Origin of the sequence: Shewanella sp. GutDb-MelDb (assembly GCF_002836075.1) — a bacterium.
Taxonomy (GTDB): domain Bacteria; phylum Pseudomonadota; class Gammaproteobacteria; order Enterobacterales; family Shewanellaceae; genus Shewanella.
Map to the genome: position 1 here is coordinate 1 of NZ_PJBM01000244.1, position 21,522 is coordinate 21,522.

Consider the following 21,522-nt stretch of genomic DNA (forward strand, 5'->3'; position numbering starts at 1 on the left):
CGGGAAAGACCATGATGGTTCTACGGCATTTTTATCTACGTACTTCGGCAACTCCGATGGGGAGTTGGTGTTTTCTGTTATTTCTGCAGTCGGTTGGCTTTTATGTTTTAAATTGAAAACTCAAATGCTGAGAGTTTGCGCTTTTAAAATCCAGTGTAGATGCGGCTGAGGCCTTTGATGGCATGGATGCCATCGTTGAGCTTACATGGACGTACTTGCAGCGAGCCTCAGTTGCGTCTGCACATAAGGTCGTTTATTCACATCCATGTGATCACGACATTCGGACATCCTGTCCAGCACCTGCCGCAGGCAATTGGAACCACAGAGGCAAAGTATTGACCTTTGATTGACGAAGATTGTAGTGGTCAAGTCAGTCTATGGTTAATCCTAGTTTTCTAGGCATCTTTCTTTAGCTCAAATTATACTTATTCTTGGCTGTGTTATTAGATATAAAATATTTACAACAATTTCTTAGCAGTGATAAGTTGAACGAAATTAACACAGTTTCTGAGTGCGTTATCGAGCGACGAATGAATAATCTATTATGCAAAGTGGGTAAATGAACAAATTTTGGCTTACTCATAAAATTGATATGGTCATTTTAGCTGTAATACTTTTAAGTGTATTGGCTTGATTTGTCCATATTTGGTCAGGTGAGAATTTCGAAGAAATAGATTTAAGTAATAGCGTTATATCATGTGAACTCAATGGAAAATTTAGTACCTATTCAGTTCAGTTATCAAAAAATGGCACTTACTATTTAATGACTAAAAAATACAATTTTTGCGAATTGTACAGTGATGAAATACGTGGTAAATCAATAAAAGGGGAGTACCTTAAAGGTAATAACCTATTGAAAAAGCTTGAGGTCGATGGTGCTAACTACCATGAGCAGATAGCACTAAGTGCTTACTTTTCTGGCCTACTAGTAGCATTTATCTGCTGGGTCTTTATTCGAAGCCCCATAACGTGGGTTTTACTTAAAATGCAAACGAGCCTCCGAATTAAGATTCACCAAGGCTAATTTCTAGTGGAACTGCGAACATTTTACGCTGTTTCGCAGTAGTGCTACATCATTTGATCAAACTGTCATCAACCTCTTAAATGGGTGTTAAGGTCTTCTAGATAATATGGCTCGGAGAAATGAACTAGGAAGTATAGCTAGTGGATTAATAGGTTCATTTAGCAGCCGAAATAATGATATCGGTGGTTATTGGGGGATCGGGAAATTACACAAGTTTGTTGAGAATGATTCTAAAAAAGAGATTATGATTGATCTTCTATCTGGGAATATCAGTCCTCAAACAGACGAGTTTGATTCACTGATTGAGTCCTATCGAGATAGATTGGACTCACACCTAACTACTGGCTCTATCCCCAAAGCTTGGCTAGTTTCTGTGGAACTCACCGTGCTATTTGAAACTGAATATGAAAAGAAGCATCATTATTGGCGCTCCGGACTGGGCAAACCATATAAGGCAAAGTGCGATATCTTAGATGATAATGGTAAGCATCATGTGGCATATGCATATAACAATAGTCAGCCGCATGACCCGAATAGAGAAGCAAGGAGTTGCCGCTAGAAGCAATAAGTTTAGTCTAACTGGCGTAAATTCTACATAGTAAGGCAAAGGAATGACCAGAGCTAAAAAATTTAAGTTACTGATGATTGTTCAATTAATTGTCACAGTAATGTACAAAACGATTCCTATCGAACTCACATACTATATGAATTCATTTTTTATCGTAGGCATGGCGCTAGGGGCTTACTTGATATTAAAGGCGATTGTTTATGCCTGCCCAAACTGTGGAAAGCACCAAATAATGCTTGGTTTTTTTAAGTATCGTTTACCAACTGACAACTGTTATGTGTGTTGCGAGAAAATTGATAGCTAAATATATTGGCAGCGTTGTCAGTGAACCTAAAATTATCAGAGGGTGTGTCGACTGTTACTGAGGTTAGGTACTATAGAGTTGCAAGTAGCAATAATAACAAAAAGGGAGCCTTCGGCTCCCTCGTATCACTCACTATTGTAATTTAAACCACTGAACCAAACTCAGAATCACTTACGCAATTCTCTGCGTAATATCTTACCCACTGTAGATTTAGGCAATGCATCGACAAAGATAACGACTTTTGGGATCTTATAGGCGGTTAGCTGCTCGCGGCAGTAGCTGTCGATTGCCGCTTTAGCTTGTTCATGATCGGCATGAATATCGTTTAATACGATAACCGCTTTAACGGCTTCACCGCTACGATCGTCTTCAATACCAATCACGGCACATTCGAATATTGCTTCGTGATTCGACAGTATATCTTCGACTTCGTTTGGATAGACGTTAAAACCAGAGACGATAATCATGTCTTTCTTGCGATCAACAATTTTATGGAAGCCGTCTTCAGTGGCAATCGCGATGTCGCCTGTTTTAAAGTAACCTTCGCTGGTCATGACTTTTGCCGTTTCCTCTGGGTTATTCCAATAACCTAACATCACCTGTGGACCAAAGACGGCAAGCTCGCCGGTTTCTCCTGTGGCGACTTCGTTATCATCCATGTCGAGAATCTTTACCAAGGTGCCAAGGACGGGTTTGCCAATCGTGCCGAGCTGTTCGAGTCCAGGTGCATTGAGCGACACCACCGGTGATGTTTCCGATAATCCGTAACCTTCAGAGATGGTGCAGCCTGTGGTTTGCTGCCAAACCGAAGCCGCTGCTTGAGTTAATGCAGTACCTCCGGAGATGGTCACTTTTAAGTGGCTAAAATCCAATGCCTTAAATTCTGGTTGGTGACATAGCCCGACAAATAATGTGTTGAGCCCTGCAAATCCAGTGAATGAATATTGTGCCAGCGCTGAGATCAATCCTGAAATGTCGCGTGGATTTGGGATCAATATAGAACAACCGCCACGCTCGTAATAAAGCACTAAATTCACCATGAAGGCGTAGATATGGTACACAGGTAGCGGCGCGACAAAAATCTCTTCACCTTCAACTAGGCGACTGCCAATACGCGATTTTATCTGCATGGCGTTGGCGAGTAAATTACCGTGGGTTAACATTGCCCCTTTTGATAATCCGGTGGTCCCACCGGTATATTGCAGTGCTGCAATCTGTTCTGGCACGCTAATCACAGGCACATATGTCAGTAGCTCACCCGCTTTTAGCACATCACAAAAGGCGATGGTTGCAAAGGGGACTTCTGGTTGCGGTTGCGGTGCAATCAAGTCCATTGCATGCGTGGATATAACGGTTTCAATACTGGTGTTAGCAATCACTTCAGTCAATGTTGGCAACAGATCCGATAGCACCACTAGGGCTTTTGCGCCTGAGTCATTGAATTGGTGGATGAGCTCCCGTGGGGTATACAAAGGGTTGGTATTGACTAACACCATACCTGCTTTAATGGCGCCATAAGCGGCAATCACAAACTGAGTGATATTGGGCAGTTGAATCGCAACTCTATCGCCCTGTACTAAATTCGTTTCTTGTTGCAGGTAAGCGGCAAACTGGCGTGAAGAATGATTAATCTCGTTGAATGTGGTTTCTTTCCCTAAACAAGAATAAGCGGCTTTATCACCGTATCGAGCACTTGCAAGGTCAATCAGATCATTGAGTGAGGCGTATCGGGAGAGATCGAGTGTTGAGTCTGAATCATATGCCATGGAGATACCTTCGTTAGCCAGTTTTTGATTGTTTTTGGGGTTGATTAGTGAATCAAACAGGTGTTTAGATTAGTGCGATTGTCACCCTAAGGTCAATGGTCAACAATGAAATAAATTGTTTCATGCCTGCAGAACAGAGCAATGGCTATCAGCTTGTAACAATTAGATTTTTTACTCTACTTTTTTACCGGCGAGATTAACCCCCTAGATTAACAGGTAAAGCAGCGGTTACTTTACCTGTTAACTCAAGCTTGCTTGATGATGGTTATAGCGGGCTAAAGAAATTAGATTGTTGCGTTACTTGGTTGTGACTGTGCTGCTCTGACACGGTAAAGGTTATTGCGCTGCGGCTGCTTTCAAGTTCATTTAGATCTGCCAAGACGGTTACCGGGTAATCTAGCAGCTCACCCGCATTAATTAACAAACGGGTATTTCCTGCGAGTTTATAGCTACTGTTACCTGACACATAGATTTGATAGTGACGAGCCTGCTGGGTTTTATTACGGATTTTTAGCGTAAAGCTATTTTCAACTTCATCGGTTAATGTTTCACGGTACAGCGTTTGTCTATCACGAATGATGTTTAGCTCAATGGCAGAACGATTACTGATATCAATTCCAATCACGGTGAGCATGATCAAGGCTGCAATACCGTAGCCAAGAAATTTGTAAGATTCATAAAAAGGCACGGCTTTGTCGACTAATGCATTCTCACTGCTGTAACTAATTAAGTCAGGTTTGTAGCCGAACTGCGCCATGGTCTGGTTACAAGCATCGACGCACGCGCCGCAGTTAATACACTCATATTGCAAACCGTTACGGATATCGATACCCGTGGGGCAAACATCCACACAGAGGTTGCAGTCAACGCAATCACCTAAACTGGTTTCTTGTTTGCGTTTACGAGGACCACGACTTTCGCCACGAGTTGCATCATAGGTAACAGTCTTGGTATTGGCGTCAAACATCGCTGACTGAAAGCGGGAATAAGGGCAGCAATGTAAACACATTTGCTCACGCATCCAACCTGCATTAAGGTAAGTACAGATGGCAAAGAACCAGACCCAGGTGCTGATCCAAAAGCTGGCATCAAAAGTGAGAATATCCAGATATAACGCTCTGGCTGGAATAAAATAAGCGATAAAGCCACAACCCGTGAGAAGGGCAATTGCGCCCCACGCCAGATGTTTGCTGGTTCGTTTGGCTATTTTGTTTAAACTCATGGGGGCTTTGTCTAAGGTAATACGCTTGTTGCGGCTGCCTTCAATTTGCTCTTCAACCCATACGAACATGAATGTCCAAGCGGTTTGTGGGCACAGGTATCCACACCAAACTCGGCCCCAAAATACAGTGGCAAAAAACAGTAAAAATGCAGCTGCGATAAGCACCCAAGCAAGAATAGTGAAATCTTGAGGCCAAAGCGTGGTGCCAAAGAAAATGAATTGTTGGTCGCTAATATTAAACAGAATGGCTTGTCGACCTTGATAAGAGACAAACGGTAGTAGAAAAAATAGCGCAACCAATAAGCTATTCATCCCGGTTCGAATGCGTTGAAAATATCCTTTTTGCTCTCGAATATGGATCTTACCGCTAGGCGGGCTGTCGACCTGCTTAATGGGAATGCGATTATTCGGTCGTTGGCTATGGGTGTTTTCTATTACTTTGCTATTGTTTTTATTTAACATTGGCTTCTCTATAGGCACTAACATTGTTCACTCAGTGCCTATATAGCAAGCTCTAGGCCATGTTTTAAGTTATTGATTTTGCTTGGTATTGTTCTTTTGGTTACACTCTTTGATCGCGATATATCGCGAATCCATTGTATGTCGTGTCTTGCCGTTGATGAACGCTTACTATATTGGCCGAGCAATAGCGAGTTTAAGCATACGAGAGCGCAAGGTGCTGGGGGGCATTCCCAGTATTGCTGCAGCACCGATTGGCCCTGAGATCCGCCATTGACTCTGCTTTAATATTTTTAAAATATGTGCTTTTTCTATTTCAGCTAATGTCTGTTTAGCGTTGGTTGCCGCAGTAGATGTTTTAGCTTGAGGCTCTGATGCTAGTTGGCCAAACTCGAGCACTGGCCCCGTTGATAAGATCATCTCTCTTTCAAGCACATTCTGCAGTTCACGCACATTACCAGGCCAGCTATGTTTGGTTAAATTTTGCATACCTCGTTGGCTAACCTTGCTTATTTTTTTACCTAATTTACGGTTTAGCTCCTGAATAAGGTGACTAACGAGTTCAGGAATATCCGACAAACGGCTGCGCAATGGCGGTACTACAATGGGAAAAACATTAAGCCGATAATAGAGATCCATTCTAAACAGACCTTGTTCGACCCGCTTTAGCAGATCGTGATGGGTCGCGGTAATCAGTCTGATATCAACTTTAATTGTTTGGCTACTGCCAACGCGTTCAAACTCTTGTTCTTGAATGACCCTGAGCAGTTTTGACTGGGCTTCTAGACTCAGTTCAGCCACTTCATCGAGAAATAGAGTGCCATTATTTGCGAGTTCGAAACGGCCTTTTCGACGACTTGTCGCACCTGTGTATGCGCCTTTTTCATGGCCAAACAACTCACTTTCAAGTAAGGATGTTGAAAATGCAGCGCAATTGACACTCACTAATGGCTTATCTGCACGGTTACTTAAGCGGTGCAGGTTACGGGCGACGAGTTCTTTACCTGTGCCATTCTCGCCACTAATTAACACCGTGCTTTCTGTATTGGCAACAAGCTTAATCTGCTGAATCAACTGGTTAATTTGTTGGCTTTCACCTGATATGCCAACATCTCCAGTACGGTCTGCAAGCTCTAATTGCAAATATTGATTTTCGAATGATAGCTTCTCTGACAGGGCTTGAACTTGCTCTAGCGCTTGGCGGAGTGACTGTTCCGTTTGCTTTTGAATACTGATATCACGAAATATCGCGACAACTCCCATAAGCACTCCATCTTTATACACCGGGGTTGAGGTGTAATGGACTGGAAAGCTAGAGCCATCTTTACGCCAAAACACTTCATGGGTTATCTCTCTTGCTGTGCCATCTCTGAGCGTGTTGTAGATGGGGCAGTCCTCTTTAGGATAATGGCTACCATCGTTATGGCTATGGTGATGGCAGTCATGAATATTCTTGCCTAACAACTCCTGGGTTTGCCAACCCGTCATCTTCTCAGCGGCTGGATTGATGAACACGGCATTGCCGTCGAGATCAAATCCATAAATACCTTCGCTGACCGCGTTTAGTATCAATTGGTTCTCTGGCAGAAAGTCTGCATGAGCGGTTTTTTGTTTAAGATTGATAGCTGACATGGTGGTTCCTGTCGCGATATGAAGTGACAAAGCTAGCGTAAGTATACGTTAAACCGCTGAGTCACGATATAACGTGCTTTGGTAGTGGTTTCAAATATGCAGAATAATCGTTCAATATTTTTAACTAGATGAGTCATGGCTGTTGTTTGTTTTGAACATGGGTCTAGCGGTTTTATGGCCCTGATGACTCGACTTTTTTATGTTTAATCCACTCCGGGTTGAATGGTGAATATTTGAATCGTTAGTCTGTTATCCATCCAAGCTGCAGTATATGAACAGAATAGGGCAAGTAGACGTTTATTAAGTTAAAATGAGGTTAGTTGAAGTCTTACTGAATTTTGAGCCTGATTATGGAATACGATTTTTTACGCAATACAATGACCGGTACAGCATTTGCGCGGTTCAGTATGGATCATGAAGCGATGGGTTTTTGGTTGTCGGAAGAGCTTGGTGACAATCCTGAGAAGCATGTCGAGATCTGTCAGCAGCTTGAAAAGCTACAAACTGGCCAGCTAAGTGATTGGCGCTTAATTGGTAAGGCACTGTCGATAGAGTTTGATTGTGAACAGGTCAGAGTGTTTGCCAATAATATCGAAGAGGGCGAGGAGGAGGATGCTGAGATGGATGAATCAATGTCATTCTATAATGGAGAGTCTGAAGCATTTTGTGGTTTAGAGGATTTCTATGCGGTATTGGTCAACTGGCGTAAGTTTTTGGATGAATACTAGTTGGCTATAGAGCATATTAAAAAAGGCAGCCTAGGCTGCCTTTTTGCTGTTTAACTATCCAGTATAAGCGATATCAGTTATTGGTTTAGGTATCTAACAGCCATCTCTGTACGTGACTTAGCATTGGCTTTGCGAAGTAGATTTTTTACATGTACTTTAACGGTGCCTTCGCTTATATGTAACTGCTCTGCGACCACGCGGTTACTTTGTCCTTCAGCAAGGTGCTTTAATATCTCTAGCTCCCTTGGTGTTAGGTTTTCAATCCAGTCTTGCTCATTAACTGAGGTATTTAGCTCAGATAAGTAGTCTTTAACATTCTCGCTAATAATACGATGTCCTAACATGGCATTCTTTAGCATCTCAAGCAGCAGATCTGGCTCGGTATCTTTAAGTAGATAACCATCTGCGCCCGCTCTAACCAGTCTAATCACATCTTGTTTAGCATCCGAAACGGTCAAAATAACAATACGGGAGGTGACGCCCTCTTGTCGCAAAGCATTGAGTGTATCGAGGCCTGTCATCCCTTTCATATTGAGATCAAGTAACACTATATCGGGCTCATTTTCAGCGACGGCAGAAAGTGCGTCTAGCCCACTTCCCGCTTCACCAAAGAGAGTGAAATCGGAGTCTGAGGTAATAAGCTGACAGATCCCGCGACGCAATAGCGGGTGATCGTCGATAACTAGCACTGAATAAGGCTTACCCATTTAATGGCCTCCTACTGAGGTTAACTCGCAATTCAAAAGTTAAAGATGTCATTTTTGCTTTAATAGCTGTTTTATATAGCAAAAAATCACACTGGTTCTTGTTGAGGTGGGAAGGTTAACGTCACTGTGGCACCACCTTCCTCATTTTGGCTAAATTCTACCACACCTGATAGGCGACTTGCGCGCTCATGCATGATCCCTAAACCAAAATGTTGATCTCTTTCTTTGAGTTTTTCTATTCCGAGCCCATCATCACTAATACTAATAATCACTTTGGTATCAGATATTTTTTGGCAGCTGATATGAATATGCTGGGCGCTAGCATGCTTAATCGCGTTGAGTGTGGCTTCGCGAGTGAGCTGTAAAATATGAATATGTTGCTGGGCACCGAGCAGCTGTACTGGCAGTTTATAATCGAGTGTGATGTTAGCATCACTTTGACTGCGTAATTGCTCAACCATTGCTTCTATAGCGTGTCCTAAGTTGGGATCTTTAATTGTCAGCCTAAAGGTGGATAGCAACTCTCTGAGCTGCGCATAGGCGGTATTGACGCCTTCATTTATTTCTTGTAACTGCTCTGCTGCTCGCGGACTTTTCGATGTTTTGTCTAACTCTTTGGAGAGCAAATTAACTTGGATTTTTAAAAATGACAGTAATTGGCCCAAGGAGTCATGCAATTCGCGCGCGATAACCCCTCGCTCTTCCATGAGTGCGAGTTGCTGTCGTTGCTCACCTGCATTGTGGATCACCATTGAGCGTGCCAGCATGATGGCAAAGTTACTATATAGCGCTGTTGTATAAGGTCGCTCAGAAATGACTTCTAAATAACCTAGGTTATTTTGCTCAAACTGTAATGCAAATTTCTGTGAATTCTTAACGTCATGCGGCCACTCACCTTGAGCATCGATGATGTATTGGACTTGCTCATCTTCCACTACAACCAATCTTAGGCTGATGTTAGGTTCATGGGTTTGCAGCTGGTTAATGGCATCGGTCAGCGTATTGATGTCTAATTTACTCGAGTGCAGCATGACGACATTGTCATAGAGTAATTTCAGCTCATTATTGGCACGCGTTAATGCAAGCGTCTTTTCTTGTACCTGAGATTCTAACCCTTGATAGACGCTGGCCAGTTTTTTTATTGTACTATCGAGAGCGCTGCTTAATGCACTCAATTCGATATACTCTGTTTTAGGCATTACTACATTAAAGTCGCCTTGTGAAATTGTATCAGCAGCCTGCATCAATTGTTGCAATGGTTTAACAACCTTACGTTTGGCAATCCTTACCGTGACGAAGGCAATCAACAGCATTATGCCCAAACCGACTATCTGACTAATCGCCAGCAGCTTAAGTTTAAAGGCGGCATGTTGCTCAGTTTCTAATACGAAAAGATCAATGGTATCGACAAAGTCTTTTAGTGCAGCGGCATACAGGCGTGAGTTCTCAGATTCAATGTAATAACGCATTATTTGCCACTTATCGATGACGGTGAGGTACTTATCCTTCATGTCTTGTGGAGTATACCAAGCGAGCGTTGCCTTAAGCGCTTGAGAATTGAGGGTGTTTTCAAATTCTTCAATTTTTTCTGCCGCCGATTCACTGCCAGAATTGGCATAAAACATAAGTCGATAACTTTGCATTCTCAGCGATCCGGAGGCATTAATCGCTCTGGCATCTCCTAAGCTATAGGACAAGTTAACGATGGCAAAAATAGCCAGTCCGCTGGACAGTAATATCAGCGTTAACATGAATCCCCATATCGCTGATGTAAGTCTGCCTTTTTTCATTCAAGAGTTCTCATTTATTGGGGTTATGAACTATTTTATTAATAGCATTTATTAATTATTGCATACTGCAATATGTTACTAAAAACACAAAGTGTGAGCAACAACACGTTTACAAGTTGATCTAACGCAAGTTTTAAGGAGGATACCCCTAATGGGGTATGTTTTTGTTAGATGCAAGAGGCTAAATTCACCTTGGAATAGGTGGGACTATACTATAAATATTATAAAGTAAAATGGAGATGAGATGGTGAGAACATTAACTAAAAAGGCTTTTGCACTGAGTGCAATGGTTGCTGCAAGTTTAATTGCTGGTAGCGCATTCGCAAGTGACAAAACTGAACCACGTAACGAAGTGTACAAAGATAAGTTCAAGAATCAATATGAAACTTGGCATGAAACTTCAGAAAGTAAAGAAGTTGTTGATATGCTTGAGCAGGTTCCAAGTTTAGTTGTGCTTTGGGCTGGTTATGGTTTTGCTAAAGATTATAACGCTCCACGTGGTCACATGTATGTAATCACTGACTTAAGAAACACCTTACGTACCGGTGCCCCTAAGTCTGCTGAAGACGGTCCAATGCCAATGGCATGTTGGTCTTGTAAGAGCCCAGATGTACCTCGCATGATCGAAGAGCAAGGTGAAGACGGGTATTTTGCGGGTAAATGGTCTAAAGGCGGTCCAGAAATTGTTAACGCTCTTGGCTGTGCTGATTGTCACGTAAAAGGTTCTTCTAAGTTACGTATGTCTCGTCCATTTGCTGAGCGCGCAATGGAAACATTGGGTACACCATTTGATAAAGCGTCTAAGAAAGACAAGCAATCAATGGTTTGTGGTCAGTGTCACGTTGAGTACTACTTCGAGAAGACCAAAGATAAGAAAGGCTTTGTTAAATTCCCTTGGGATAACGGTACAACAGTTGAACAGATGGAAGTCTACTATGACAACATCGAGTTCTCTGACTGGACTCACGCTGTTTCTAAGACTCCAATGCTTAAAGCACAGCACCCAGGTTATGAAACTTGGCAGCTAGGTGTTCACGGTAAGAACAACGTAAGTTGTACTGACTGTCACATGCCTAAAGTGAAAAGCGAAAAAGGTCGTAAGTTTACTGACCATAAAGTAGGTAACCCATTCGATCGCTTTGAAGAAACTTGTGGTAGTTGTCACGAGCAAAGCAAAGAGTTCATGGTTAACTTAACTGAAGATCGTAAGCATAAAGTTGCTGATCTTAAAGCACGTGCTGAAGCTCAGCTAGTGAAAGCTCACTTCGAAGCAAAAGCTGCTTGGGATGCGGGTGCAACTGAAACTGAAATGAAGCCTATCCTTATGGATATCCGTCATTCACAGTGGCGCTGGGACTATGCAACTGCATCACACGGTGTTGCTGCTCACGCAGCTGATGAAGCACTTCGTGTACTAGGTACTGCGGTAGACAAAGCGGCTGATGCTCGTATCAAGCTAGCTCAACTACTTGCTGTTAAAGGTGTTAAGCAACCAATTGCTTACCCTGACACTTCAACCAAAGCTAAAGCACAAGCTGCTCTAGGTATGGATATGAAGAAGATGAATGCTGATAAAGCTGAATTCAAGAAAACTTTAGTACCACAGTGGGAAGCTGAAGCTGAAAAGCGCGAAGCAACTTACAAGTAAGTCTATTGTTTCTACCTAGCTCTATATAGAAAAGCCCTCGTTGATGAGGGCTTTTTTTTGCTTTAAATTAACTCGTTTGACCTTAATGTCGGTCTACTTAATCAGTGCCAGTAAGGCCTTAAACCTTTCCCCTATCGCTTCATGTTGCAGTTCAAACAGCAATGACTCTACATTGGTTTGTAATGCACCATGGGCTTGCATCATCTCTATTCCGAGTTTTTTATTAACAGGATCTCGCGAAGACATTGCATCTACAACGAGGTAAGTCGGGTAAGCATTATCTAATAGGTCCATGCAGGTTTGGTACACGCAAACATGGGTTTCTATGCCTGCGACAAGGATATTTTTTTGACCCATTGCTGACAATTTCGCCCTGAACTTTGGACATTGCCAGCCGCTAAAATGTTGTTTTGCAATTGGCTCCGTGGTTTTGATTAGCTCTGTGGCTAATACATCACTAGTGGCACCCAATTTATCGGGTAGTTGCTCGAGCCATAGGATCGGAATGTCGAATAACTGAATGCCTTTAATTAATAGCGCTAATTTATGGTGTAACTCTTCACTTTGATGCATGACTCGTGCGAGTTGCCCTTGCACGTCAACAATGACTAATACGCAATCTTCTGGCTTCAACATTTTAATGTTCCTAGTACTTGTTGCAAAGGTTACTAGTACACCTCAAAAGTCGCTTTTAACCAATAGGCGATAAGTCTAAGCCGCGACATCTTTGCCTTATGAGCGTGCAGTTATTGAATAACTGCACTTTTTTGGTGCGTTTATATTCATTTTTCAATGCCTGATTTGTTCTATCTCATTGTTTTTATGGTATTTGATTTGTTGGCCTAATGCTTGAAGAGTCTTTGTTAGAATTAAAAATAGTCTTCAAGGAGATCGCCATGAAATTGGTCAGTGCCATTATTAAGCCATTTAAGTTAGATGATGTAAGAGAAGCTATCGCCAATGTAGGCATTGAGGGGATGACGGTGACTGAAGTAAAAGGCTTTGGTCGTCAAAAAGGCCATACCGAACTTTATCGAGGTGCTGAGTATCAGGTTGATTTCTTACCTAAGGTGAAGCTTGAAATTGCGACTAAAGCTGAAAACGTGGAGATGCTAGTTGAGGCGATAACGAGTGCTGCGCGTACAGGTAAAATTGGTGATGGCAAGATATTTGTTACCAACCTAGAACAAGCAACCAGAATACGAACTGGTGAACTAGACAACGAAGCACTTTAAAGGGGGATTGGACAAATGGATGAATTAACCAAACTAGGATTAACGGTCACTGAGCTTCGCTTTGCCCTTGATACGTTTTATTTTCTTATCTCTGGTGCGCTAGTGATGTGGATGGCCGCCGGATTTGCGATGTTAGAAGCAGGCCTCGTTCGTTCAAAAAATACCACTGAAATTTTAACTAAAAACGTCTGCTTGTATTCAATAGCCTGTGTCATGTATCTAATCGTTGGTTACAACATTATGTACGTTGATAATGCTGAAGGTGGTTGGTTACCCTCGCTGGGGTCATTGATTGGATCACAAGCTGATGGAGCAGATCATGCGCTTGAGTCCGACTTCTTTTTCCAAGTGGTGTTCGTTGCAACGGCAATGTCGATTGTGTCTGGTGCCGTTGCTGAACGGATGAAGTTATGGGCATTTTTGGCATTTTCAGTGTTTATGACGGCGGTGATATACCCTGTTGAGGGTTACTGGACCTGGGGTGGTGGATTCTTATCTGAAGCTGGCTTCGTTGACTTTGCGGGCAGCGGTATTGTACATATGGCCGGTGCTGCAGCGGCAGTTTCTGGGGTGCTATTGTTAGGTGCAAGAAAGGGAAAATATGGCGCTAATGGACAAGTAAACCCGATCCCGGGTTCTAACTTACCGATGGCGACATTGGGTATGTTCATCTTGTGGATGGGTTGGTTTGGTTTTAACGGTGGTTCACAGCTTTTAGTCTCGGATGTTGAAAATGCTAGCGCGGTGGCCAAAATATTTGTTAATACCAACTCTGCTGCGGCGTTTGGTGCGCTTTCTGCTTTAATTGTATGTCGATTGGTTTGGGGTAAAGCCGATTTAACTATGATCTTAAATGGGGCATTAGCAGGGCTTGTGGCGATTACCGCTGACCCTTTATCACCTTCTTTAGCGATGGCAGGTGTGATTGGTCTTGTGGCTGGCGGCGTGGTTATATTCTCGATTGTTGCATTTGACCGAATCAAAATTGATGATCCCGTTGGGGCAATCTCTGTCCATGGTGTGGCCGGACTCCTCGGGTTAATATTGGTGCCAGTGTCTAATGCCGATGCGTCTTTTGGCACTCAACTTTATGGTGCTGCAGTGATATTTGGCTGGGTATTTGCGGCCTCTTCAGTTGTTTGGTTTGGACTCAAAGTGACGATGGGGATCCGTGTGACAGAAGAGGAAGAATATAACGGCATGGATGCATCAGATTGCGGCATTGATGCGTATCCTGAATTTGTCTCAGTGAAAAGTGCTAACTAATGCAGTGATGATATTGCTAACAAGCAGGGCTTATGCCCTGCTTTTTTATTTGAGAGAAGCATTAACACCTCTAAGCTATTTCATGATCTGCGGCTAATGTTCTGCTAATAATGGTTTGGGATTAATGTCTGAGACTTAATGGAATTGGGCTGGTTAACGGTATACGATGAGCTAATACTGGCTTCTACTATTATTGGGTCGTTATCGGATGAATAAAGTGTTCAGCATTAGTCTATTGCTACTATTTACCACCAGTTTACCCGCGGTAGCTGGACAGGTTGTAGTGCGTAAATCTAGCGAGCCATTTGATGCGTTTGCAGTGCGCGATCAAGTGTTGGCTGACCATGAGTGGCAAGAAGCGCTCAGGTTTCAACAGCAAATAAAAATCTTACAAGCACTGCCTATGGGCTGCTTGCCTGTTGCTATTCCTTATCGCCATTTCACTTGTCGTGGCCAGTTCTACAGGCCTTATGAATATCAAAATAAACAGCTCTACATTGAAATAGAACCGCCGCAGGCGGTTACCCCCTAAGCTTGCTAGGGCAGTTGATTGCTTTACTGAATGAGTCGTACTTTTGATTTACGCTTTGTAACGTTTTTTGCCGAACGGACTCTTTTCTCCAACTATGCTTAAAGGTATGATTTTTTGCGTTGAGATCGTTATGAAATTCATTTCTTTAGCACTATTGTTCTCCCTGCTCATTTTACTGCAAGGTTGCAGTTCGACCCATGAGTTAAGCCATCAATATGCGCTTGAAAGCTATTATCATGATGAGCATTTTACGCGAGTGAACGATCTTCCTGCTGTAGAAAGCCTATTTGCCTTATCTGTTAGTGATATAACCAGTGTACGCAATGACCTCAATAGGGCGAGATTGTCAAAATCGAGCAATGTCATGCGCCACCAGTGGTTAGCTAATTATATCAATGCCCAAGATGGCGGCTTTCGTTATGCTGATAATCTGACTCGTTCAGCAAGCGATACATTTGGCGATCGAGAGGGCAACTGTTTATCTTTGGTGTTATTAACCGCGGCGATAGCGCAGGAACTGGATATTAGAGTCGAATATCAGGAGATTGATATTCCGCCCGTTTGGGATAAGCAAGGGGGATTCTATCTAGTGAATGGACACATTAATTTGAAACTGTTGCCGCAAGAAAGAGGCAATGTACTGAATGTTTCTGCAGGTGCTATCCAGATAGATTTTTTACCCGAACGTGCTATGCAAGGCTACGATAAACGTCGAGTGAGCCAATCTATGGTCGCTTCAATGTTTTATAATAATGTGGCTGCCGAAGCGCTGGTGCAAGGGGAGTATGACAAAGCTTACGGCTTGCTTAAATTAAGCTTACAGCAGGATAATCAGTTTTTACCTGCTATCAACACCTTGGCTGTTTTGTATCGATATAGAGGATTAAATGCGGAAGCTGAAGCATTGTATAAGTTGGCGTTGAACATCGACCCTGACGATATGAATGCGTTGTATAACTACGCGATTATTTTAGCCGAGCAAGATAGGCTTGATGAATGGGCGGGAGTGCACAAAGTCTTGGAACTTGCTCGTATTCGTAACCCGTATTATTACTATGGTATGGCGCAACAAGCGTATTTTGATAAAGAGTATCAAGCGGCATTGAACTGGTATCAACGTGCGATTGATAAAGCGGATTATCGCCATGAATTCTACTTCGGACTGTCAAGAACCTATTGGGCTACGGGGGACGAGCGTAGAGCAGAAGCTAACATGAAAAAAGCGTTGGCCTTGACCAATGACAGTAATAATAAGCGCCGCTACCAATCAAAGCTGCATGCTATTCAAGGTCACGACTAAACTGAGCCAGCTGTATGCATGCACATAATGGTATTGCTATAAATTTATCTATGCAAACTGCTATCAGGCGCAACCATATCGGATTTTTGCTTACTTTTGTCAATCTTAGCGCTTTAAGCTATGTCATCATCCTACAGACCATGGAGTTGCTCTGCGTCTAGCGTTGTGGCGCTGCCCTTGAATGCATTATTGCGAATAGGAATAAGTTATATAATGTTTACTAAGTGTTAAATGCTGATTGTGCGCCTGAAGTTAGTGCGGATTATTTTTAGTAAACTAATCTAAAACAAGTAGTTAAATTTATTTATTGTTATTTTTACTAACTTGATTGCAATGTGAGTAGATACTGGGATAAATTGAACTCAGTATCGCAATTGAGAGTTATGTTTTCATATATCACACGCTAGACGGAGCGCAGTATTACCATGTATTACAAAAATGATGATGTTCGAATTAATAAGATTAAAGAGTTGTTACCTCCAATTGCTATTTTGGAGCGATTTCCAGCAACAGAGAACGCATCAGCGACCGTATTTAATGCGCGTGAAAGCATCCACAATATTCTGGCTAAAAAAGATGATCGCTTATTAGTGGTTATTGGCCCATGCTCTATTCATGATCCTATTGCTGCGGTTGAATACGGTAAACGTCTTGTGGAGTTACGTAAGCAATATAAAGATCAATTAGAGATCGTTATGCGAGTCTATTTTGAAAAGCCTCGTACTACCGTTGGCTGGAAAGGTCTCATCAACGATCCAGACATGGATAACAGCTTTAAGTTAAATGATGGCCTGCGCACAGCACGCAAGCTATTGCTCGACTTGAATGATATGGGCTTACCTGCAGCGGGTGAGTTTCTTGATATGATCACGCCACAGTATGTTGCTGATTTAATGTGTTGGGGCGCCATTGGCGCACGTACCACGGAATCACAGGTACATAGAGAGCTAGCTTCTGGTCTTTCAAGCCCTGTTGGATTTAAAAATGGCACCGATGGCACGATTAAAGTCGCTATTGATGCGATTGGCGCAGCCAATGCTCCACACCATTTTTTATCGGTGACTAAATTCGGTCATTCAGCGATTGTTGAAACTAAGGGTAACCCTGATTGCCATATCATTTTGCGCGGTGGTAAAGAGCCAAATTATAGTGCTGCACATGTGGTTGAAATAAATAAGCAGTTAGATAAAGCCGGCCTACCTAACAATATAATGATCGACTTTAGCCATGCTAATAGCTGTAAGCAGTTTGCATTGCAGATGTCGGTTGCTGATGATGTTGCTGGCCAAGTCAGTGCGGGTGATACGTCAATATTTGGTGTGATGGTTGAAAGTAACTTGGTTGAAGGTCGTCAAGATCCAGTAGAAGGCGAACCGCTTTGTTATGGTCAGAGCGTCACAGATGCTTGCATTGGTTGGGATGATACCGAAAAAATGCTCAGCGTATTGAATCAGAGTGTTATCAACCGCCGATAACGGGTGCGTTAATTTTTTATCGCTGATATAAACCTAGTGTTCGCACTAGGTTTTTTTATGGCTGGCTTTTGGCATGGTTAAATCATACTTATTGCTATTGGGCGGTGTTAGCGGTGAGGCTGACGTTGCTATTTAGGCTGATAATGGGGGGAATTTGGTCGTAGTCTGCTTAACCGGCATTGCTCATAACGGCAGAGTTACTGGCAGTGATGCTACCGAACGATTATTTTTGTTGAAAATCCTCTTTTATGTACCACTTTACGTTGATAAACGATAGAATGTTGCGCAATTAATACCCTAAACAAGGATTGTAAAGGTATGAAAGCAAGTCAGCTTCGGTGCTGGGTTTCCTATTCAGTACTTTTCTATTTCAGTTTTTCGCAAAGTCTTTATGCATCCGACGATGTAGATGTGGCGATCGACAAAATAGCCAAACGCCTGCCTATTTTTAGTCAAAAACTGAGTTTTTACCTACCACATGATTGGAAATTAGCTTTTTCTCAGTCAGAGGATGGCATGTTTACAGCTGAATTTTTACCTAAAAACGAACAGTTACGAAACTGGTCTTCTATGGTGTGTATTCAAGGTTTTAAAGATTTGTCTGCCAATATAGAGCCTAGCGATTTTCTCGATACGATGGCGGAGGCTTATCGAGATAACTGCTATGGCGACGTGTTATATGAACGTGTAGATGACGAATTCATTGATGGCCATCAGACGGCAAGTGCCATTATGGGCTGTACTCGAATGCCCAACACGCACCTTAATGGGTTACAAGCTAACGTTTATAAAGCGCTAGAACACTTAGGTGAAATTGGCCATTACACTGCAGTAAAAGGCGAAAATGACCTGTACCTTATTCATAAGTCTATGAGAGGGGAGGAGTTCACTTCAACATCTGCACCGGTTGAAAGAGCTAACTATCGTGAGTTCATGTCTGCGATAACGCCCTTCAAATTAAATTAACGCATTAGGCGCTTAGTCGTACTTTTGTACTGGGGTTAGCTTTTCAATTATCAGGTCTTAATTATAAATAATACGTCCCGTCTTACGTTTGAGCCATTTGTCACTGTTAGAGTTAAACATAAATGGCTCAAACTAAAGTATTAGCGAGCATTTTTGGTTAAGCCGGCCCCTTTTCGTTATCTGCAGATTTTCTCGGTTGAACATTTGTAATCTAAGCTAGAACAAATCGCTTTTTGATAAGTTAGACATTTAACCGTATAGACGTCTATAATGCGCGCACAAAGCGGTAACCTAAGGTTATTGCAGTGTAACAACAATTAAAAATAACTAACTAGTCAACTTTATTGGTGCCTTAACTTTCAGCTTAAATGTTGAGTAAGGATAATCGGGAAGTCAGTTAAATTCTGACACTGCCCCCGCAACGGTGAATGGTGAGAGACAGGCGTATTAAAGCTTGTATTCGCATATCGATACTTAAATCGATATAGAACCTAAGTCCGGAGACCGGCCTGTAAAGTGATTTCGATGATTTCGGCGGGCAGATCTCGAAGTGCGGCAGTGTGCAAATGTAGCGATGGAGTTTTAGCGCTTAACTATTTGTCATTCCGTGACGCATTGCCCCGTTTTCCTTTAGGAGTCAAGGGCAAATGGGTATCAAACCATCTAAAATTGCGTTGCTTATCAGCGGCGTATTCAGCTTAACTGCATTGCCTGTACTGGCAGCAGAATCCAGCCAACAACTTGTCGTTGACGAAACGATCACTGTCACCGGTGCACGTTTTGACAGAACGACTGATCAGCAACTTACCGTCATTAATACCATTGAACGTGAAGAGATAGAGCGTCTGAATCCCAAATCTATTGCAGACGTTTTAGAAATTCTGCCGGGCGTAAGCGTCACGCGTAATGGTGGAGCGGGTCAAACCACTTCAGTTAGCATTCGTGGTAGTAACTCAAGTCATGTCTTAGTTATTGTTGATGGTGTCAAAGTGGGCTCAGCGACACTTGGCTCGGTTAGCTTCAACAGCATATCGCCAGAAAATATTGAGCGTATAGAAGTCTTAAAAGGACCTAGAGCCTCTGTTTGGGGCAGTGATGCCATTGGCGGCGTGATTCAAATATTTACTCGCCAACTTAAAAGCGGCGAAGGCTTTGTTGGTGCTGAGTACGGTACTAATGATTATCTTCGTGGCTCAGCTGGTTTTGGAATGGAGCACGGGGAGGGCAGTAGCACACTAGTTGTAAGTCGTGAGCAATCAAATGGCTATGATGTTTATGACGGTGCAGAATCTGAAAATGATGCTGATGGTTACGACCGTACCTCTATATCACTTAAAGGTTCACAATTACTTAGCCAGCAGTGGCAGGCACTCTGGAGCGGTCAATACGACAGAGGCAACAATCAATTTGATGATATTTATGGCAGTGGTGGTGTGGATGAGTCTGATTATGCCAATTACCTTTGGAATTTAGGTACGCAATATACTGGCGGAAAATATACCAGTAAGTTGACGTTTAGCCAGTCTCGAGATTATAACGAGAACTTCCGTGGTGATAACGTGGCTGCCGGAATTGCCAAATATGAAACTAAGCGTAAGCAAGTGAATTGGAGCAATCAATACCTCGTTGGAAATGGCTTGAACTTAAGCGGTGGCGTTGATTGGTCAAATGAAGCCGTGCTTGGTGATTACGCGCAAAATGACCGCGACATCGTTGGTGCTTATCTGTTGGTTGAGAAGCAATGGCAGAAGCTACTTGCTGAAGTCGCAGTTCGTTATGATGACGTAGAAAATGTCGATAGCGAAACGACTTATAACCTCAGTCTGGCTTACCAGTTTACTGATCAATGGCGTTTGTCGGCGACAACCGGCACAGCGTTTAAGGTGCCAACGTTTAATGACCTGTACTGGCCTGGTTCAGGTAATCCTGAATTGTTGTCAGAAACATCTGAAAGTTATGATATGACCTTGAACTATCGAGGTAATGATGTTCAAGCTTATGTCAGCTTCTTCAAGAACGACATCGATAACCTAATTGCTTGGGCTCCTACGGGGATCATTGGCGATAACGGTTGGGAGATCTGGAAACCTGCTAATGTTAACAATGCCGAAATCACTGGCGCTGAATTTTTTACTAAGTTTGGCTTGTTTGGCCTAGAGCATCAGTTAGCGTATACCTATTTAGATACTGAAGATAAAGCGACTGAAAAGGCACTTACTGGCCGTAGCGAGAATGAGTTTAACTATTCGTTGAGTTATCAATGGCAAGATTTTGATCTGTTGGCTAACTATCATTATCAAGGCAAGCGATACGCAGGCTACGACCAATACTTGGACGCATATCATCAGTTAGATCTGGGGCTAGGGTATAAGGTGACTGATAATTGGCAACTGCGTTTAAAAGCCAATAATGTGTTTGATGAAGAGATTGTCTCAGTGGCAAACTACTTCAGCCCTGGAAGAGAAGTCTTCTTCAGCGTGAGTTACAACGCACTGTAATAGAGCGTGCAGTAGAAGCTCAGCCAGAGCTAAGTAAAATAAAGCCAGTCATCAAGGTGACTGGTTTTTTTGTATCTGCAGCTCGTGGTGAGTCTAGCGCTACCTGAGTCCGGCATACCGGTTTTGAGGCTGGGTTGGTTGTGTTCGCGGTTTTCAAATGGCAGATGCAAAAAAACCTCGCTAGGCGAGGTTTCATGTTGAGTACTTAAGGTCTTACTTGCCTTAGACTCTGGTCTAAATGTTGCTACACCTAAACTAAATATTGGTGCCCGAACCCGGAATCGAACCAGGGACACGAGGATTTTCAATCCTCTGCTCTACCGACTGAGCTATTCGGGCAACGGCGCTATTAAAAGGCTTTTACTGATTTGAGTCAACTATTTTTTGCTAAATGGTGCTTTC

At 42.7% G+C, this 21,522-nt stretch carries 16 protein-coding genes, 1 tRNA gene and 1 riboswitch; of the genes, 10 read left to right on the forward strand and 7 right to left on the reverse strand.

Annotated elements, in window-relative coordinates; genetic code table 11:
- Nucleotides 1-1,130: 1,130 nt before the first annotated feature.
- Complete coding sequence (locus tag CXF82_RS15865; RefSeq protein WP_102044537.1) at nucleotides 1,131-1,583, forward strand: hypothetical protein; 453 nt, start codon at nucleotides 1,131-1,133, stop codon at nucleotides 1,581-1,583.
- Nucleotides 1,584-2,063: 480 nt separating this feature from the next.
- Here the strand turns inward: CXF82_RS15865 and CXF82_RS15875 are convergent, their stop codons facing one another.
- The 3 genes from CXF82_RS15875 to CXF82_RS15885 all read right to left on the reverse strand — a co-directional run bounded on the left by CXF82_RS15875 (nucleotide 2,064) and on the right by CXF82_RS15885 (nucleotide 6,975).
- A complete protein-coding gene (locus CXF82_RS15875; RefSeq protein ID WP_101091440.1) occupies nucleotides 2,064-3,662 on the reverse strand; it encodes an AMP-binding protein in 1,599 nt (532 codons plus the stop codon).
- Between the two features lie 265 nt (nucleotides 3,663-3,927).
- Entirely contained in the window at nucleotides 3,928-5,346 is a 1,419-nt protein-coding gene (gene ccoG / locus CXF82_RS15880) for a cytochrome c oxidase accessory protein CcoG (RefSeq protein ID WP_102038339.1), read from the reverse strand.
- A gap of 168 nt (nucleotides 5,347-5,514) precedes the next feature.
- The gene (locus CXF82_RS15885) at nucleotides 5,515-6,975 is read right to left on the reverse strand and encodes a sigma-54 interaction domain-containing protein (RefSeq protein WP_102038338.1); all 1,461 of its coding nucleotides are present in this window, start codon (nucleotides 6,973-6,975) and stop codon (nucleotides 5,515-5,517) included.
- A 350-nt stretch (nucleotides 6,976-7,325) separates the two neighbouring features.
- Between CXF82_RS15885 and CXF82_RS15890 the strand changes: the two genes are divergently transcribed.
- Nucleotides 7,326-7,703: a YacL family protein gene (locus CXF82_RS15890; protein ID WP_101091443.1), complete on the forward strand. Its 378-nt coding sequence runs from the start codon at nucleotides 7,326-7,328 to the stop codon at nucleotides 7,701-7,703.
- A 77-nt stretch (nucleotides 7,704-7,780) separates the two neighbouring features.
- Here the strand turns inward: CXF82_RS15890 and CXF82_RS15895 are convergent, their stop codons facing one another.
- Both CXF82_RS15895 and narQ read right to left on the reverse strand, forming a co-directional pair.
- Nucleotides 7,781-8,410 carry a response regulator gene (locus CXF82_RS15895; protein ID WP_101091444.1) on the reverse strand — a complete coding sequence of 210 codons (630 nt, stop codon included), beginning with the start codon at nucleotides 8,408-8,410 and terminating at the stop codon, nucleotides 7,781-7,783.
- 86 nt (nucleotides 8,411-8,496) lie between these two features.
- Nucleotides 8,497-10,200, reverse strand: a complete 1,704-nt coding sequence (narQ, locus tag CXF82_RS15900) for a nitrate/nitrite two-component system sensor histidine kinase NarQ (protein ID WP_101091445.1) — start codon at nucleotides 10,198-10,200, stop codon at nucleotides 8,497-8,499.
- Nucleotides 10,201-10,444: 244 nt separating this feature from the next.
- Here narQ and nrfA point away from each other — a divergent pair, with 244 nt between their 5' ends.
- Nucleotides 10,445-11,848 carry an ammonia-forming nitrite reductase cytochrome c552 subunit gene (gene nrfA, locus CXF82_RS15905; RefSeq protein WP_101091446.1) on the forward strand — a complete coding sequence of 468 codons (1,404 nt, stop codon included), beginning with the start codon at nucleotides 10,445-10,447 and terminating at the stop codon, nucleotides 11,846-11,848.
- A gap of 93 nt (nucleotides 11,849-11,941) precedes the next feature.
- On the opposite strand, the gene CXF82_RS15910 is transcribed toward nrfA, so the two are convergent.
- On the reverse strand, nucleotides 11,942-12,484 hold the full coding sequence (locus CXF82_RS15910) for an isochorismatase family protein (RefSeq protein ID WP_101091447.1): 543 nt from the start codon (nucleotides 12,482-12,484) through the stop codon (nucleotides 11,942-11,944).
- A gap of 260 nt (nucleotides 12,485-12,744) precedes the next feature.
- Between CXF82_RS15910 and CXF82_RS15915 the strand changes: the two genes are divergently transcribed.
- The 7 genes from CXF82_RS15915 to CXF82_RS15945 all read left to right on the forward strand — a co-directional run bounded on the left by CXF82_RS15915 (nucleotide 12,745) and on the right by CXF82_RS15945 (nucleotide 21,120).
- Nucleotides 12,745-13,083, forward strand: a complete 339-nt coding sequence (locus tag CXF82_RS15915) for a P-II family nitrogen regulator (RefSeq protein WP_101091448.1) — start codon at nucleotides 12,745-12,747, stop codon at nucleotides 13,081-13,083.
- A gap of 15 nt (nucleotides 13,084-13,098) precedes the next feature.
- Entirely contained in the window at nucleotides 13,099-14,349 is a 1,251-nt protein-coding gene (locus tag CXF82_RS15920) for an ammonium transporter (RefSeq protein WP_101091449.1), read from the forward strand.
- 208 nt (nucleotides 14,350-14,557) lie between these two features.
- Nucleotides 14,558-14,881 carry a hypothetical protein gene (locus CXF82_RS15925; RefSeq protein ID WP_102044538.1) on the forward strand — a complete coding sequence of 108 codons (324 nt, stop codon included), beginning with the start codon at nucleotides 14,558-14,560 and terminating at the stop codon, nucleotides 14,879-14,881.
- 130 nt (nucleotides 14,882-15,011) lie between these two features.
- Complete coding sequence (locus tag CXF82_RS15930; RefSeq protein ID WP_257982803.1) at nucleotides 15,012-16,181, forward strand: tetratricopeptide repeat protein; 1,170 nt, start codon at nucleotides 15,012-15,014, stop codon at nucleotides 16,179-16,181.
- A gap of 425 nt (nucleotides 16,182-16,606) precedes the next feature.
- Entirely contained in the window at nucleotides 16,607-17,656 is a 1,050-nt protein-coding gene (gene aroG, locus CXF82_RS15935; RefSeq protein WP_102044540.1) for a 3-deoxy-7-phosphoheptulonate synthase AroG, read from the forward strand.
- A 318-nt stretch (nucleotides 17,657-17,974) separates the two neighbouring features.
- Nucleotides 17,975-18,622, forward strand: a complete 648-nt coding sequence (locus CXF82_RS15940; RefSeq protein WP_101091453.1) for a hypothetical protein — start codon at nucleotides 17,975-17,977, stop codon at nucleotides 18,620-18,622.
- A 328-nt stretch (nucleotides 18,623-18,950) separates the two neighbouring features.
- A riboswitch (cobalamin riboswitch) is annotated at nucleotides 18,951-19,150 on the forward strand.
- Between the two features lie 119 nt (nucleotides 19,151-19,269).
- On the forward strand, nucleotides 19,270-21,120 hold the full coding sequence (locus CXF82_RS15945; protein ID WP_102044541.1) for a TonB-dependent receptor domain-containing protein: 1,851 nt from the start codon (nucleotides 19,270-19,272) through the stop codon (nucleotides 21,118-21,120).
- Nucleotides 21,121-21,383: 263 nt separating this feature from the next.
- Here the strand turns inward: CXF82_RS15945 and CXF82_RS15950 are convergent.
- Nucleotides 21,384-21,459: transfer RNA gene (locus CXF82_RS15950), tRNA-Phe, on the reverse strand.
- Nucleotides 21,460-21,522 lie beyond the last annotated feature (63 nt).

Coding starts and splice junctions, on each gene's coding strand:
- CXF82_RS15890 (WP_101091443.1), top strand. CDS start 7,326: ATGGAATACGATTTTTTACGCAATACAATGACCGGTACAGCATTTGCG.
- narQ (WP_101091445.1), bottom strand. CDS start 10,200: ATGAAAAAAGGCAGACTTACATCAGCGATATGGGGATTCATGTTAACG.
- CXF82_RS15885 (WP_102038338.1), bottom strand. CDS start 6,975: ATGTCAGCTATCAATCTTAAACAAAAAACCGCTCATGCAGACTTTCTG.
- CXF82_RS15915 (WP_101091448.1), top strand. CDS start 12,745: ATGAAATTGGTCAGTGCCATTATTAAGCCATTTAAGTTAGATGATGTA.
- aroG (WP_102044540.1), top strand. CDS start 16,607: ATGTATTACAAAAATGATGATGTTCGAATTAATAAGATTAAAGAGTTG.
- nrfA (WP_101091446.1), top strand. CDS start 10,445: ATGGTGAGAACATTAACTAAAAAGGCTTTTGCACTGAGTGCAATGGTT.
- CXF82_RS15875 (WP_101091440.1), bottom strand. CDS start 3,662: ATGGCATATGATTCAGACTCAACACTCGATCTCTCCCGATACGCCTCA.
- CXF82_RS15930 (WP_257982803.1), top strand. CDS start 15,012: ATGAAATTCATTTCTTTAGCACTATTGTTCTCCCTGCTCATTTTACTG.
- CXF82_RS15925 (WP_102044538.1), top strand. CDS start 14,558: ATGAATAAAGTGTTCAGCATTAGTCTATTGCTACTATTTACCACCAGT.
- CXF82_RS15940 (WP_101091453.1), top strand. CDS start 17,975: ATGAAAGCAAGTCAGCTTCGGTGCTGGGTTTCCTATTCAGTACTTTTC.
- CXF82_RS15865 (WP_102044537.1), top strand. CDS start 1,131: ATGGCTCGGAGAAATGAACTAGGAAGTATAGCTAGTGGATTAATAGGT.
- CXF82_RS15920 (WP_101091449.1), top strand. CDS start 13,099: ATGGATGAATTAACCAAACTAGGATTAACGGTCACTGAGCTTCGCTTT.
- CXF82_RS15895 (WP_101091444.1), bottom strand. CDS start 8,410: ATGGGTAAGCCTTATTCAGTGCTAGTTATCGACGATCACCCGCTATTG.
- ccoG (WP_102038339.1), bottom strand. CDS start 5,346: ATGTTAAATAAAAACAATAGCAAAGTAATAGAAAACACCCATAGCCAA.
- CXF82_RS15910 (WP_101091447.1), bottom strand. CDS start 12,484: ATGTTGAAGCCAGAAGATTGCGTATTAGTCATTGTTGACGTGCAAGGG.
- CXF82_RS15945 (WP_102044541.1), top strand. CDS start 19,270: ATGGGTATCAAACCATCTAAAATTGCGTTGCTTATCAGCGGCGTATTC.